We start from the raw sequence: 15165 nt of genomic DNA, 5'->3' as shown, positions 1-15165 counted from the left end.
TACTATCCTTCCTCAATCTGCCTGACAGACTGTTCCAGCCCGGCTCCGATAAAATTCATGGAGAGAATCAGAATACAAAGTACCAATATCGGGAAAAGCATCTGTGACGGATATACCTGCATCTGGCTTCTGGCATCCTGTATCAGTGTCCCCAGACTTGCCACCGGCGCTGAGATCCCTACACCTACAAAACTTAAAAATGCCTCCGTAAATATGGCTTTCGGAATCATAAATGTAAGATTCACAATCACAGGTCCCGCGGCATTGGGAAGAAGGTGTTTAAGCAGGATTCTTCCCGCACCTGCCCCCGCCAGACGGGCCGCCGTGCAAAATTCCCTTGTCTTAAGGCGCTGTACTTCCCCACGCACGATCCGGGCCAGATCAATCCAGCCGGAAATACAGATTCCAAGCAGGATGCTTCCCACATTTGCCCCCATCACAAGGGTAATCAATATGACATACAAAAGGGACGGAATGGCATCAATCACATCCGCCGCACGCATCAGCACCAGATCCGTTTTTCCCCCCGTCAGGCCAGCAATACTGCCGAAAAAAATTCCAGCCGCACCGCAGATCAGGGCACTTCCAATCCCCACAGCCAGACTGATCCTCGTCCCGTACCAGACACGGACAAAGATATCCCGGCCAAACTTATCTGTGCCAAAGGGGTGCGCCAGGGACATAGCTGTATTTTGTATCTCTGCATTCTGCCCGGTGTGGGAATAAGGGGAAAATGCAGGCACAAATACTGCCAGAAGTGTAAGCAAAAGCAGCAGGAGGATTCCGCTTAAAAACAGTTTGTTTCTGTATTTTACTCTCATCGGTATGTCCTCCTCACTCTGGGGTCCAGGCATGCGCAGAGCAGGTCCGTAAGAAGATTAATCACGATAACCGTGACTCCCATGAAAATTGTCAGCCCCAGAATCAGAGTATAATCTCTGTTCGCAATGGAATTGACAAATTCCCGTCCCAGTCCCGGTATCGTAAACACGCTCTCCACAACAAAACTTCCTGTCATCAAAAAGGCCGCTGCCGGACCAATGTAATTGAGGACCGGTATCCACGCATTTTTCAGTATATGTGTCACGGCGGTACGCCTCCATTTCAGCCCCTTTGCCTTCGCCAGCACCACATAATCCCGGCTCATTTCCTCCCGGAACGTATTCTGCATCAGCCTTGCAATTACCGAAGCCGGGTACACAGCCAGTGAGATTACGGGAAGAACATAGTTTGCAGCCGATTTAAGCCCCGCGATAGGCAGGAGTTTTAATTTCACCCCGAAGCACAGCATCAGCAGGAGCGCAATAACAAAGTTTGGAATCCCCGTTCCCAGTATGGTTCCAAAGAAAATACCGCCCTTTACCGCACGGTTCTTCGTGGAAGCCTGCCAGATTCCCAGACACGTTCCCACAACAACCGCCGCCAGTATTGCAAGTGCACCAAGGGAAGCCGTGGCGGGCCATGCCCGGCCGATGACCTCACTCACAGAGACCCCCGGCTTTTTAAAGGAAACGCCCAGATCCCCTTTCAGCAGGTTACCCAGATAGGTCTGGTACTGACGGACCGGTGGATCATTCAGACCATATTCCTCTTCCATAGACTCAAGCACGCTCTCCGTTACATTCCCTGTCTGGAAGGGGCTGCCCGGCATCATGCGGGTCAGGAAAAAAGCGGCTGTTACGAGCACAAAAAGCGAAAGAATACCAGTCAGGATTCTTTTACACGTATATCTCAGCATCTGCTTCTCCTCCTTTCCCCTTGCAGGCCCCGCCATTTTAGAACATAGAGCTAATCAGCTCCACCATACTGTCAATGGAAGCCTTCTTCGAAATCCGAATCTGCATCCCGTATTTTTCTGCTTCTGCGGCAGTCTGTTCCCCGATGCAGACCGCCTTTATCTTTTTGTAATCGAGTGCACCAACTGCGTTCACGAAGCCTTTCACCGTAGATGCACTGGTAAATGTGACTGCATCGATCTCACTATCTTCAAACAGCTTTTGTATCTTTTCCCTGACCTGCCCATGAGTCTCATAAACTGTTTCGTATAATGGGATATCCACGGCTTTGATGCCTGCCTCCTCAAGCGGCGGGAGCAGTTCTTCCGACCCGGCTGCCGCACGCACGATGGTGACTCTGCTTCCGGCTTTTGCCGTTTCTGCCAGCTGGGTGCCCAGACTTGCAGCACAGTATACGTTTGGTACTAAATCAGCAAACAGCCCGTACAAGGCAAGTTCTTTCTCCGTGGCAGACCCGATCGCCGCGATCTTCACATCTGCGGGGCATCGAAACAGCTTTCTTAAGTCCATTTTAAGCTCAGCCATCTGTTCAAAGAAGACTCTGACACCTATGGGGCTTGTAAAGACGAGCCATTCCTCCTCTGCTAAATGCCCGAACGCCTTCATTTCACGTTCTAGTACCGGATTTGGTGAGATTGTTTTTGTATCAATTGCAGGCAGTTCGATGACCTGGGCGCCCAGAGAACGCAGTTTATCGGAGAGCCTGGAACCGTTCTGCCTCGGACGTGTAACAAGAATCTGCCTCCCCCCAAGAAGCCGGTCCTCCGCCCAGTGGAAGGTATCTGCCAGTGCACAGACTTCACCGACTACGATGATCGCCGGTGTGCCGATTGCCGCTTTCTCTGCATCCTCTGCAAGATGTTCTACCGTAGAAACCACACGTCTCTGCGCAGAAAGTGTTCCCTTTTCCAGAACCGCAGCAGGTGTCTGAGGGTCCATTCCTGCGTCCGTCAGTCCTTTCAGGATCGTTCTCATGGAAGAAATCCCCATTAAAAAGACGAGCGTTCCCTTGAGGTTTACAAGAGACGGATAATCGATTCTGCTCGTTCCGTCTTTTCGTGGATGCCCCGTTATCACATGGAAGGATGACGTGAAATCCCGGTGGGTCACCGGAATGCCCGCATAGGCCGGAACTGCTGCTGCCGAAGTGATTCCGGGGACGATTTCAAATGGGATCCCGTGTTCTTTAAGCAGTTCCAGTTCCTCGCCGCCCCTCCCAAATATGAAGGGGTCACCGCCCTTTAAGCGGAGCACCTTTTTCCCTTTCTTTGCTTCCTCAAGCAGAATCTGGTTGATCTCCTCCTGCGGCACCATATGGTGACCCGAACGTTTTCCCACATGGATCATCTCTTTCTTCGGGGAGATCAGACTCAGGATCTGGGCGCTGATCAGGGCATCATAAACAATCACATCTGCCAGTTCCATCAGTTCTTTTGTCCTGACCGTTAAAAGTCCTGCATCTCCCGGGCCTGCCCCGGCAAGCCATACCTTGCCGCAAGGTTCTGCCCCGGGTACTTTTTCTATCTTCTCTTTCATGATTTACTCCTTTGTCTCATGTCCTCTGCCAGACCGGCACCAAGCTGTCTGGCTCTGGCAGTCTCCCCCGTTCTTGTTTCCACCCAGTATGTATCGTCTTCTTCCTGATAATACAGACCCGTAAGCCGGATTTCCGTCCCCACTGCACTGGCATGCGCTGCAACCGGTGATGTGCAGCCCCCGTCCAGTGCCGATACAAACTCGCGTTCTGCAAGAGCCTCGGCTTCGCTTTTGCTGCTAAAGAAAGGTTCCAGATAGGAATGGTCCTCCCCGCGTCTTCCCTGCACAGCCAGTATCCCCTGTCCTGCAGCCGGAATGACCTCATCAGTTTCAAATATCCTGCCCATTACGGACTCCATCTGTAAACGTCTCAGCCCTGCCGCAGCAAGCACCGTACCATCAAAGTTTTCCTGCTCCAGTTTACGAAGCCTCGTCTGGACGTTGCCACGGATTCCCTGAAAGGAACAGGATGGGAACAGCTTCTTTAGCTGCAGTGACCTTCTCCGGCTGGAAGTCCCGATAATCCCGCCTTCCGGAATTTCCGTCCTCCCCGGCTTATAAATCAGGACATCTCTGGGATCTTCCCTTTTGCTGTAACCGATCAATGGAAGTTCTTTTGGCACCTCCATCGGCATATCCTTCAGGCTATGTACAGAAATATCAATCCTGCCCTCCATAAGTGCCCTGTCCAGTTCCTTGACAAACAGTCCTTTTCCCCCGATCAGTTCCAGACTCTTATCCAGGATCTTGTCTCCTGTCGTCTTCATGGTCACAAGTTCCACTTTTATTCCAGGGTTATATTTTTCAATCGCATTCTTTACCAGTTCTGCCTGTATAACGGCAAGCCTGCTTTCCCGGCTTCCGATCCGGATGATAGGCTGCACCATATTTATTCTCCCCCTTCGAGTATGCGGTAGACTGCATCCATATCCAGACTCTCCCGGATGATGTCCGCAAGTTTATCGTACTGCTGGTTTTTATATTCTTCAAGATCGACGGCCCTGATATCCTCATGGTCCAGTCCCTTCTGCTTCAGCAGTGCACGGACCAGACCTCCGGCAGCATCCGGTTTATCAAATACACCGTGGACGTAGCAGCCATATACATTGCCGTGGGCGGCTCCATCCATCTTCTGGGATTCTTCCGTGACATCGTTTCTCAACGTCAGGATCGGAGACCCGCCTGTCAGTTCTGTGGCTCCCATATGGATCTCATACCCCTCGATCAGGACACCGCTTAAACAATCCAGTATCCCGCCGGGGCTTAGGAAGGTCCCCTGCACGCGCGTCCTTGTCTTTTCCTGCTCAAAAACCGTTTTCGCCGGCAGGAGTCCCATCCCCTGTACGGTTCCTTTCTGTTCCACCCCTTCGGGATCGGTGATCTCTTCCCCGAGCATCTGGTAACCCCCACAGATTCCAAAGACTAACTTTCCCTGTCCGCTGTGTCGTATGACCTTGGCCTCCAGCCCGTTCTGGCGCATCCAGAGCAGGTCGCCGATGGTATTCTTACTTCCCGGAATGAGCACTGCATCCGGATTTCCAAACTCTCCGGGTGCAGAAACATAACGCACGGAAACTCCTTCCATACATTCCAGCGCCATGAAATCCGTAAAGTTTGAAATCCGCGGAAGGCGTATGACAGCAATATCCACCAGTCCTGCCGTTTCTTTTCTGTCGAACCGTTCCGTGAGGCTGTCCTCATCGTCAATGTCCAGATAGAAATAGGGCACCACGCCCCGGACCGGTATCCCGGTTTTCTCTTCCAGCATCTGAAGTCCCGGTGCAAGTATATTCTTATCTCCACGGAATTTATTGATGATCGTTCCCTTGATTCTGTTTCTTTCCTGTTCCTCCAGAAGCATGACCGTGCCTACCAGCTGTGCAAAAACCCCGCCCCGGTCGATATCTCCGACCAGAAGGACCGGTGCATCCACAAGCTCTGCTAATCCCATATTGACGATATCCTCGTCCTTTAAGTTGATTTCCGCCGGGCTTCCCGCTCCCTCAATCACAATAATATCATACGACTTCTCCAGCTCATGGTATGCGTCCAGAACAGCCGGTACGAATTTCTTCTTGGAGCGGTAATACTCCGAGGCTGACATCACCCCGGTCACTTCTCCGTTAACGATGACCTGGGACCCTGTATCATTGGTAGGCTTCAGCAGGATCGGGTTCATCAGTACAGAAGGTTCGATCCCGGCTGCCTCTGCCTGCATGACCTGGGCTCGTCCCATTTCCAGTCCCTCTTTTGTAATAAAAGAGTTCAGGGCCATATTCTGTGATTTAAACGGGGCCGTCCTGTATCCGTCCTGGGCAAATACCCTGCACAGGCCTCCCACGAGGATGCTCTTTCCCGCATTGGACATGGTCCCCTGTATCATAATGCATTTTGACATATCGGTTCTCCTTCTTTTTATTCTGCAGTCCTGCAGTCTTTTGAATAGATTTCTTCCAGTGCCGATAGCAGCTGCCTGTTCTCACTGCTGCTTTTCACCGCAATGCGGTAATAGCCTTTTTTCAGTCCTTCGTAATTGCTGCAGTCCCGGATCAGTATGTGCTGCTCTTTTAAAAGCTCAAATAAATCATATTTACTTTTTAACAGCATATAATTTGCTGAGGACGGAAAATACCTGACTCCTATTCTTCCCAATTCTTTTTCCATCATTTTCCGTTCCTCATTTACAAAGCACCTGGTCATCTCTACCCGCTCCGGCTCCGTAAGGGCGGCAAGTCCCGCCTCCTGCGCGGTCACGGAGACGCTCCACGGCTGCCTGACAGCACAGAGTTTCTCTAAAAGGCCCCTGTCCGAACTGATGCCGTACCCAAGCCGCAGGCCGGGCATTGCATGCATCTTTGTAAACGCCCGCATCAGAAATACTTCCTTTGTTACCAATGCTTCCTTCGCCGACAGGATGCCTGTCTGGTCCTCCTGAAACTCATAAAAACATTCATCTAAAACAAGCCTGATATGCCGTTCTTGACATCTTTGAATGATTTCCTGCAGAAGTTCCCTGTCCACGGTCTGCCCTGTCGGATTGTCCGGACTGCATAAGAAAACCATGTCCGTATCTTCCGTCAATAGATCCAGATACTCCTCTGTCAGCCTAAAATTTTCTTCTTCCTTTAGATAATGGTACACGATCTTACAGCCTGCTGCCTTTAAGGCCTGAGCGTACTCGGAAAAAGACGGGGCCGTCAGCACCGCTTTTCTCGGACGCTCTGCAAAGACGATGGAAAAGATCAGGTCCGCCGCACCGTTTCCAAAGACAAGCAGCTCTCCGTCGATGTCTTCTTTTTCTGCCAGTGCCTTCCTCAGTCTGCTTAAACGGCTGTCCGGATACACACCGATCCATTCAGAACTTAAGGCAGCCGCCTCTTTCACCTTCCGGCTCGGCCCGAAAGGATTGATATTGGCAGAAAAGTCAATCATGCCTTCATATGTGTAAATATCACCGCCATGCATGTAATCCATAAAATCCTCCCGCATCTAAATCTCCAAAGTCAAACAGCTGTTCCAAAAAAGGAACCATTACAAGATGAACACCAGTTTTACCATCCCGAACAGCAGGAATGTCAGTACTGCCGTCCCATACATCAGCCTGTCCGCCCTCGGAATATCTTCCGCCTCAACGGGCCGGATGTCATCACCGATGTAATCTTTTTTATACAGCTTCCCGAAATACCACGCATCCCCGGCGAGCCGGATCTGAAGTGCCCCCGCACAGACTGCCTCTGTCTGCGCCGAATTCGGGCTGGCATGTTTTCTCCGGTCCCGCAGATAGATGCGCCACGCGCCGCGTGCGTCCATCTTCAGCACCCACGCTGCCGCAATCATCAGAAAAGCGGACAGACGGGCCGGGATATAATTGAGCACATCGTCCATCTTTGCCGCGCATCGTCCCAGATACAGATACTTTTCATCCTTATAGCCGATCATGGAGTCCATTGTATTGACTGCCTTGTAAAAGAATCCTAAGGGGGCGCCTCCGATCATCATAAACAGAAGCGGCGCCGTCACCCCGTCTGAAGTATTTTCCGCAACAGTCTCTACGGCCGCCTTCACGACACCGGCCTCATCCAGACACTGTGTATCCCTTCCCACGATCATGGAAACCGCCTTTCTGGCTCCGGGAAGGTCTCCTTTTTTGACTTCTGCATATACCTTCATGCTCTCCTGCTTCAGTCCCTTCGCCGCCAAAAGCTGCCAGCACCAGAAGCTTTCCAGCAGGAATCGAAGTACCGGGTGTACACGTCCCGCTGCATACAGGAAAAGACACGGAACCACTGCAGAAACGAGCACGACAAGGATCCACAAGAGCCCCCCGGCCACAAACTGTGCATTCTTTTGATCTTTACAGATTCTCCGGAATTGTTTTTCCAAAAATGCAATCAGTGCGCCAATCAGCCGGATCGGATGATACAGCCATACCGGGTCTCCAAATAGAAAATCTAATATAAATCCTGTCCCACAGGCTAACAATACCATCATAACCGTTCTATCTCCCTGAATTCTTTTTGTCCTCTGCCCCATGCCGCCTCATCCAGAGAAATCACATACCCGCCGCCGTTTTCGGCCTGCCAGTTATAAAACTCACTGTCTCCCCGGTCAAACCGGGACAGCACGGCCATAATCGTTCCCCCGTGGACGACCATAGCCGCCGTCTCACACCTTTTTTCGACCAGCTCTGCCGCCATTTCCGCGAATCCTTCCACGCACCGGGCCTTGAACGCTTCATGGCTCTCCCCTTCCGGGAAAGGTATCGTCCCACGGGAATCCAGCCATTCCTGATAGGCGGGAAGATCTTTGAGTTCCTCGTAGTTCTTTCCCTCGAACAGCCCGAAGTCACATTCTCTCATCTTCGCACAGAGCAGCAGTTTCTCACCCGGAAAGAGCAGATTTGCGGTCTGGATACAGCGTTTCATCGGACTCGCAATCACACAGTCCGGTTTCCCCAGCGTCTGAATACGGTTTCGTTTTTCTTCTGCCATCCTGATAAGCCCTTCCCCTTCGAGCAGGGGCTCGTCTGTCCGGCCTACATATCTTCGTTCCAGATTTCCCGGCGTCTGGAAGTGCCGAATCATAACTACCTTCATAGCAGCCTCCCTGCCAGTACAATTCCGGTCAGCACCGCCAGTTCACAGAGCTGGAGGAAATACCCCGCCAGATCCCCGGTCACTCCGCCAAACTGCCTGTTGCACAGCCGCCTGTAATATAGAAAGACCAATGCTGCTGCCACAAGGGAAGCAAGTCCGAGAACCCAGTTCAGCCACAGGACCAGCCCTGAGAAAACAAAAAGGTAGATCATCATCGTAATCCTGACGTTCTTCCTCTTGGCCCCGTCCTGAAAAGTCTTAGCAAGTCCGGAGTTTCTGGCGGCCTGAAAGGTTACGATGGAGAATCCGCTGAAAGAGCGGGACAGAACATACCCGCACCCGATCACGGGCAGCATGTCCAGTGTCACCTCGCTCCACACAGCCACGCTCCACAGAAAGTAACAGCCCAGTCCTAAGATTGCGAAGGCACCGGAATTTGAGTCTTTCAGGATTGCAAGTTTTTTCTCCCGGTCCCCGTAGGAACTGACAGCATCCATCGTATCCATAAAACCGTCCAGATGAATCCCGCCCGTGACCAGCACAGGCAGCAGCGTCATTGCCGCCGCGAAGAACAGTTTCCCGGCACCGCTTTTCAAAAGCAGACTGCCCAGAAGGACTTCCAGTATGCCAATCACTGCACCAATGAAAGGAAAAAAACACATCGCATACTTCATATTCTTTTCATTCCATTCCACTCTCGGCATCGGTATTTTCGAATACATCGACATCGCCACAGCACATGATTCAAGCAGATACATGATATTCCCTCCTTGTCCCCCAGTTACTTCAAAACTTCATACTTTTCAATCTTTGTCTCTTCAAAGGTGCTCATCCTGCGGTAAACTGAAAGTCCCATCTCCAGAAGTGGAAAGACTGCTACGGCACCGCTGCCCTCACCCAGACACATATCACAGGTCAGAAACGGGGATATACCCAGCGCATCCAGAAGCATCTGGCCGGCCGGCTCTTTGGATACATGGGAAGGCATCATGTAGTCTCCCGCAGCCGGAACCATGCGAAGGGCAGTCAGGGCAGATACCGCTGAAATAAAACCGTCGATCACGACTGGTACATGATACAGTGCACCGCCTAAGAATACCCCGGCCAGTCCCGCGATATCCAGTCCGCCTACCTTTGCCAGCACATCCAGAGCGTCATCTGGATCCGGCTTATGAAGACTGATCCCCCGCTTGATTGCACCAATCTTCTTTTCCAGCCCTTCACTGCTTAAGCCTGCCCCTTTTCCGGTAACTTCCTCGACCGGCCGGTTCAGGAGTACAGCGGCCACGGCGCTGCTTGACGTGGTATTTCCAATGCCCATCTCACCGGTTGCGAGAATATCATATCCCTGCGCCTTCAGGTCACCGGCCATGCGGATTCCGACCAGTATGGCGTTCCATGCTTCTTCCCTTGTCATCGCAGGTTCCTTTGCCAGATTCTTTGTTCCATAAGCAATCTTTTGAGATGTCTTTGTCACGGACGGCACATCCACCGCCATCCCGATATCGACCGGGAACAGGTCGGCTCCCGCGATTTCGCTCATGATTGCAACACTGGCTGCTTTCTTTGTAAAGTTATCAGCCACAATCGCCGTAACCTCCTGCCCCGTCTGTGTCACCCCCTCTTCCACGACGCCGTTATCCGCACACATGATAATCAGGCCCTTTTTCTCCAGATCATACTCTGCTGTCCGCTTCATCCCCGCCATGCGGATCACGGCATCCTCCAATTTCCCCAGACTGAACAGAGGCTTTGCCACGGACATCCATCTTCTCTTCGCAGCCTCGACACTTGCCTGATCGGCGGGCTCAATCATCATTTTCAATTCCTCCGGAGTGATCTTTTCCGGAATTTCTGTCACCTGTGCCATCGCTTTTCATACCTTCCTATTCTGATTGAAATTTTCTGCAGTTTTCGATAAACCGTTCTGCAAAAACGGGATTGGAGTAGAAATGAATATGGGGATATCCTGCAAACAGGCTGCCCTCCATATGGATACACTCCCAGAAACGTTTTTTGTCCGGCTTCACCGCCAGACAGTCTGTACCGTTGTCGGTACTGTCCCAGTAATGGAATTCATGTCCTCTCAGCCGCTCTCCCTTTTTGAAATAGATTCCGTCTTTCTGTGCCTGAAGGTCAATATAACCAAATCGGACCAGCCTGTCTTTTTTTACTGCCCGACCTTCTATGACACCGGCCACAGAACGAAAGACTCCGTCTTTTCCTTCCATTTCCTCATGCAGATACATAAACCCGCCGCATTCTGCCAGACACGGCATTCCCTTTTCAACTGCTTCTCTGACTGCCGTACACATCTCGCCGTTTGCAGAAAGTGTTTCTGTATAAAGCTCCGGGTAACCGCCTCCGATGATCATTCCCTGCAGCCCTTCCGGCAGCCGGCTGTCATGGAGCGGACTAAAGGGAATCAGTTCACAGCCCGCATTTTTTAACAGTTCCAGATTATCCTTATAATAGAAACAGAATGCTTCATCACGGGCGATACCTATCCGGGCTTTTTTACCCGTCTGAACTTCCCTTGCCTGCCCCGCTGCTTCTGTATCTGCATTACCTTCGTTTCTTCCGATTTCCAGCAGCTGCTCCAGATCCACCGTGCCACTTAAGATTTCTCCTGCCCGCATAAGGCGTTCACGGATTCCAAGAACCTCCTTCGGTGTGACCAGTCCGAGATGTCTGCTTTCCAGCCCAAACACTTCATCCTCAGGCACATAACCGACGACCGGGATCTGATATCCCTTTTCCTTGAGTCCGGCCTCAATCATGGCCTTCATCTTCGGATACAGCATTCCGGAAATGCGGTTCAATAAGATCCCCTGAATGTGGCTTTCCTCACGAAACTGTAGCATTCCCAGAATCATGGGCAGAACCGAAAGTGCCATCCCCCTGCAGGGCACTACCAGGACCACCGGAATACCGAGTGTACCGGCCACATGGAAAGAACTGGCCTGGTCCGAGTCCAGGGCCATCCCGTCATAATATCCCATCACTCCCTCGATTACGGTCACTTCCGCACCGCGGGTATGTTCCAGAAAAAGCGGTTTTAGCACTTCTGGTTCGCAGAAGAAAAGATCCAGATTTTCTGACTCAATTCCAAGCACCTCCCTGTGGAACATGGGATCGATATAATCCGGCCCACATTTACATGCGGCAGTCTTCATGCCCTTCTGTAAAAAGGCCGCCATCAGTGCACAGGAGATCACGGTCTTTCCGCTTCCGCTGGATGCCGCTGCGATCATAAACTGAGATCCTTTCATTGCTATGCCTTCCCTTCTGTAATGATATATACCGGGTTCAAACCGGTCATCATATGATATGCGCCAAGCTTTCTGGATCTGGATGCCGCAATCTGTACGATCTCAGGTTCCTTCAGAATGCCTTCCTCCACAGCCTCGATTGCTTCCTTCACCGTTTCCAGAGAGATCGCATTCAGGACAATCCGTACCTCCGGGTTCTTACGCTTCACCGTCTTCAGAATATCCTTCAGGTTTCCCGAACTCCCTCCAATGAACACATGGGTAGGTGCTTCCAGATTCAGAAGTGCCTCCGGGGCCGTGCCTTCCACGACCGTCACCCAGTCCGTCCTGAACTTCTTTTTATTTTCCTCGATCAGAAGCGCCCCTTCCGGATTCTTCTCAATGGCATAGACCCGGATCGTCCCTGACTGCATCGCGGCCTCCACCGCAACCGAACCAGTCCCGGCGCCGATATCGTAAACCACTGCATCCTCATGGAGCTGGAGCTTTGCCATACTAACCGCGCGCACCTCGGATTTTGTCATAGGTACTTTGCCGCGTATGAATTCCTCATCCTCCACATGGCAGAAGGTCCGCCTGCACGGATGTGCATTGAGAATGAGTGCCACATCCAGCCCGGAACAGTCCTCCGGGGAAAGACTGCTTCCCTTTTTATGTATGATACATTCATCCTCATAGGATAGCCGTCTCCCGATCCAGCAGTCCACATCCTCCAGACCGTAGTAACGAAGTTTTTCACACAGTGCAGCCCCGCAGGTTTCACCGCCCAGCAGGAGAAAGGTTTTCTCATTGTGTGCCACTGCGTGAATGTAATTCTGTATTCTGCCGTGGGCGCTTACAAGGGCGGCATCTTCCCATGAAGTATGGAGCCGGGACGCGAGATAAACGACGGAAGAGATTCCCGGCACGCGTATGACCTCATATCCTTCCAATTCGGCTTCCAGCTTTTTTGCCCCGCTGTAGAAACCGGGATCTCCGGACAGCGCCACCGCGATCTTTTTATATTCTCTGTGTGCCTCAATATATCCGCGGATCTCATCCGGCATATAGGCATGAAACACCGGTTTTTCCAAGCCTTTCAGGGCCTCCGTCATCCTTCTGGCACCGATCACACAGCCACAGTCACCAAGTAGCCTAAGGGCCTCCCCTGTGAGGGAATCCTGTGCACCCATGCCAATGCCAATCAGGTAAATTGTCTGGTCTTTCTTACACATTCCGATATCCTCTCGGTGTTACCATTTTCCCATTAATTTCTGTCGTCTGTTCGTTTCCGATGAATACAGTCGTAAACATATCCACCTCCGTGTCTTTCAGGCGGCTAAGTGTCATGATCTGTGATTCTTCGCCATCCCGGCCGATGTTGCGCACCGTTCCGCAGACTGTGTCCCCGGATTTATATTCCAGCATCATCTCACAGGCTTTTTTCAGATAGTCCTTACGTTTCCTGCTGGATGGATTGTACAGGCAGATGACAAAATCAGCCATTGCCGCCGCCTTCACCCGCTTTTCGATCTTCTCCCAGGGGGTGAGAAGGTCGCTTAAGCTGATCACCGCAAAATCATGCATCAACGGGGCGCCCAGCACGGCCGCGCCACCGTTTGCCGCAGTAATTCCGGGGACGATTTCGACCTCGATTTCAGGATACTCCTTCCCGACCTCAAGCATCAGCCCTGCCATCCCGTATATTCCGGCATCCCCACTGCAGATCATGGCCACATCCTGCCCTTTTTGAGCCTCCTCAAAAGCCATCTGGCAGCGCTTCACTTCCTGCGTCATGGGCGTTGTCAGAAACACCTTGTCCGGGTATTCTTCTTTTACCAGATCCACATAGACCGTGTAACCCACGATGATCCCGCACTGCTTTACGGCGGCTTTTGCCTCCATCGTCATCTGCATGTCCGCACCCGGACCCAAACCTACAACATAAATCTTACCCATTGTCTTTTCCTCCCTCTGATGCCTGACGAAATTCTGTCGTAAACGACGGGTCATACAGTCTGGACCGGTCATACTCCCCGTCCAGCACCTTTCCGACAACAATCAGGGCAGTCTTTGTGATGTTTTCCTTTTCTGCTGTTTTCGCAAGGCTGTCTACCGTACACCTTAGTACTTTCTCGTCCGGCCAGGTTGCCTTATAGACAATCGCCGCCGGCGTATCTTTCGCATATCCGCCTGCCATCAGTTCCTCCTGAAGCTTTTTCAGCATTCCCGTGCTTAAGAAAATGACCATTGTCGCCTGATGAGCCGCGAAGCTGCGGATGGACTCCCGTTCCGGCACGGGCGTCCTCCCAGCCATTCTTGTGATGACCACGGACTGTGACACATCTGGGAGAGTGTATTCTGCCTTAAGCGCTGACGCCGCGCCGCAGAAAGAACTGACTCCCGGACAGTATTCATAAGAAATTCCTTCTGCATCCAGTGCATCCATCTGCTCACGGATTGCCCCGTACAGGCAGGGATCCCCGGTGTGGAGGCGGACGACGCTCCTGCCTTCCCTCTCCCCTTTTATCATTACTTCCAGAACCTCTTCCAAGGTCATTTTCGCACTGTTATAAACCTCACAGCCTTCCTTTTTCACCTTCAGAAGGCCCGGATTTACGAGAGAGCCTGCATATACAATGATATCCGCTTCCTGAAGATAGCGGTACCCCCTGACCGTGATCAGATCTTCAGCTCCAGAGCCCGCCCCTACAAATAAAATCATCTCTTTTCCCCCTTATCTTTAATGATCACGAGCGAATAGTACCCGGCATCATCCGGTATTTCTTCCACCTGCCTGTAAATATGTTCCTGGCTCATCCCGCAGTTTTCCACCATTTCCGCTTCCAGTCCCTTTTCCCTGACTACCTGCTTCACATACGGCATTTTCTTTCCTGCCTTCATCAGTACTTTGGTCCCTTTCAGATCAAGGCTTTCCTCGACTCCGTAGGAGGCAGGGATAATATGCAGTTCCTCGCGGTTCTCCGCCAGTCCCATGTCCATCCTTGCCGCTGCCGCGCAGAAAGACGGGATTCCGGGGATCAGTGCAGTCTTCATTCCACGTTTCTTTAACCGCTTATGTACATACAGACATGTAGAATATACGGTCGGGTCTCCCAGTGTAATAAAAGCGACATCCTTCCCGGCTCTGAGCAAATCTTCCGTCACTGAGGCACACCTGTCATGGATCTCCTTTAATACCTCTTTTTCCTTCATCATCGGCATAGGCAGAAAGAGTCTGGCTTTGTGTTCCATCTCTGGAACTACGGGCAGTACAATCTGCCACGCCACACATTTTTCTAGCAGAAGGGAGAACTGGCTTACCGTTCCCGCCTCCTCATATACAGGTTCCCGGAAGTCCGGGGAAGACACTGCCAGCGCAATGACCTCACATTCCTGTATCGCTTTCACTGCTTTTAAAGTAAGAAGTTGCGGATCTCCGGGCCCTACTCCTACTCCGTAAAATATACCATCCATCTTGTGTTC

Annotated in this window: 15 protein-coding genes; all 15 read right to left on the bottom strand. The window is 51.7% G+C overall.

The features are described from left to right. Positions 1 to 2 precede the first annotated feature (2 nt). Genes ABIN22_RS08350 through cobI form a run of 15 tightly spaced genes read right to left on the bottom strand, consistent with a single transcriptional unit; the run spans position 3 to position 15156 of the window. Positions 3 to 821 carry an ABC transporter permease gene (locus ABIN22_RS08350; RefSeq protein ID WP_346907904.1) on the bottom strand — a complete coding sequence of 273 codons (819 nt, stop codon included), beginning with the start codon at positions 819 to 821 and terminating at the stop codon, positions 3 to 5. Continuing rightward, a complete protein-coding gene (locus tag ABIN22_RS08345) occupies positions 818 to 1738 on the bottom strand; it encodes an ABC transporter permease (RefSeq protein WP_346907902.1) in 921 nt (306 codons plus the stop codon). Before ABIN22_RS08345 ends, ABIN22_RS08350 begins: the two co-directional genes overlap by 4 nt. Positions 1739 to 1775: 37 nt before the next feature. Continuing rightward, positions 1776 to 3332, bottom strand: coding sequence for a uroporphyrinogen-III C-methyltransferase (gene cobA, locus ABIN22_RS08340; RefSeq protein WP_346907900.1), 1557 nt, complete (start codon positions 3330 to 3332; stop codon positions 1776 to 1778). Then, positions 3329 to 4219 (bottom strand): hydroxymethylbilane synthase, encoded by an 891-nt coding sequence (gene hemC, locus ABIN22_RS08335; RefSeq protein WP_330582257.1) that lies wholly within the window; start codon positions 4217 to 4219, stop codon positions 3329 to 3331. The genes cobA and hemC overlap by 4 nt, the downstream gene beginning before the upstream one ends. A gap of 2 nt (positions 4220 to 4221) precedes the next feature. Beyond that, the gene (locus ABIN22_RS08330; RefSeq protein WP_346907898.1) at positions 4222 to 5730 is read right to left on the bottom strand and encodes a cobyric acid synthase; all 1509 of its coding nucleotides are present in this window, start codon (positions 5728 to 5730) and stop codon (positions 4222 to 4224) included. Positions 5731 to 5747: 17 nt separating this feature from the next. After that, positions 5748 to 6806 (bottom strand): pyridoxal phosphate-dependent aminotransferase, encoded by a 1059-nt coding sequence (locus tag ABIN22_RS08325; RefSeq protein ID WP_346907896.1) that lies wholly within the window; start codon positions 6804 to 6806, stop codon positions 5748 to 5750. A 57-nt stretch (positions 6807 to 6863) separates the two neighbouring features. Continuing rightward, complete coding sequence (gene cbiB, locus ABIN22_RS08320) at positions 6864 to 7823, bottom strand: adenosylcobinamide-phosphate synthase CbiB (RefSeq protein ID WP_346907894.1); 960 nt, start codon at positions 7821 to 7823, stop codon at positions 6864 to 6866. After that, positions 7820 to 8428 (bottom strand): histidine phosphatase family protein, encoded by a 609-nt coding sequence (locus tag ABIN22_RS08315; RefSeq protein WP_346907892.1) that lies wholly within the window; start codon positions 8426 to 8428, stop codon positions 7820 to 7822. The genes cbiB and ABIN22_RS08315 overlap by 4 nt, the downstream gene beginning before the upstream one ends. Next, positions 8425 to 9186 (bottom strand): adenosylcobinamide-GDP ribazoletransferase, encoded by a 762-nt coding sequence (locus tag ABIN22_RS08310; RefSeq protein ID WP_346907890.1) that lies wholly within the window; start codon positions 9184 to 9186, stop codon positions 8425 to 8427. The genes ABIN22_RS08315 and ABIN22_RS08310 overlap by 4 nt, the downstream gene beginning before the upstream one ends. 23 nt (positions 9187 to 9209) lie before the next feature. Then, positions 9210 to 10298, bottom strand: coding sequence for a nicotinate-nucleotide--dimethylbenzimidazole phosphoribosyltransferase (gene cobT / locus ABIN22_RS08305; protein WP_181368753.1), 1089 nt, complete (start codon positions 10296 to 10298; stop codon positions 9210 to 9212). Between the two features lie 16 nt (positions 10299 to 10314). Continuing rightward, the gene (locus ABIN22_RS08300) at positions 10315 to 11700 is read right to left on the bottom strand and encodes a cobyrinic acid a,c-diamide synthase CobB (RefSeq protein ID WP_346907888.1); all 1386 of its coding nucleotides are present in this window, start codon (positions 11698 to 11700) and stop codon (positions 10315 to 10317) included. A 2-nt stretch (positions 11701 to 11702) separates the two neighbouring features. After that, positions 11703 to 12914, bottom strand: coding sequence for a precorrin-6Y C5,15-methyltransferase (decarboxylating) subunit CbiT (cbiT, locus tag ABIN22_RS08295; RefSeq protein ID WP_346907886.1), 1212 nt, complete (start codon positions 12912 to 12914; stop codon positions 11703 to 11705). After that, a complete protein-coding gene (gene cobJ / locus ABIN22_RS08290) occupies positions 12907 to 13638 on the bottom strand; it encodes a precorrin-3B C(17)-methyltransferase (protein WP_346907884.1) in 732 nt (243 codons plus the stop codon). The genes cbiT and cobJ overlap by 8 nt, the downstream gene beginning before the upstream one ends. Next, positions 13631 to 14404 carry a precorrin-4 C(11)-methyltransferase gene (gene cobM / locus ABIN22_RS08285; RefSeq protein ID WP_109732152.1) on the bottom strand — a complete coding sequence of 258 codons (774 nt, stop codon included), beginning with the start codon at positions 14402 to 14404 and terminating at the stop codon, positions 13631 to 13633. Before cobM ends, cobJ begins: the two co-directional genes overlap by 8 nt. Continuing rightward, positions 14401 to 15156, bottom strand: coding sequence for a precorrin-2 C(20)-methyltransferase (cobI, locus tag ABIN22_RS08280; protein ID WP_346907882.1), 756 nt, complete (start codon positions 15154 to 15156; stop codon positions 14401 to 14403). Before cobI ends, cobM begins: the two co-directional genes overlap by 4 nt. Between the last annotated feature and the right edge of the window lie 9 nt (positions 15157 to 15165).

This window comes from Faecalicatena orotica, assembly GCF_905197545.1.
GTDB lineage: Bacteria > Bacillota > Clostridia > Lachnospirales > Lachnospiraceae > Faecalicatena_A > Faecalicatena_A orotica.
The sequence above is the reverse complement of the archived record's forward strand: the minus strand, read 5'-3'. Positions and strand labels throughout refer to the sequence as shown.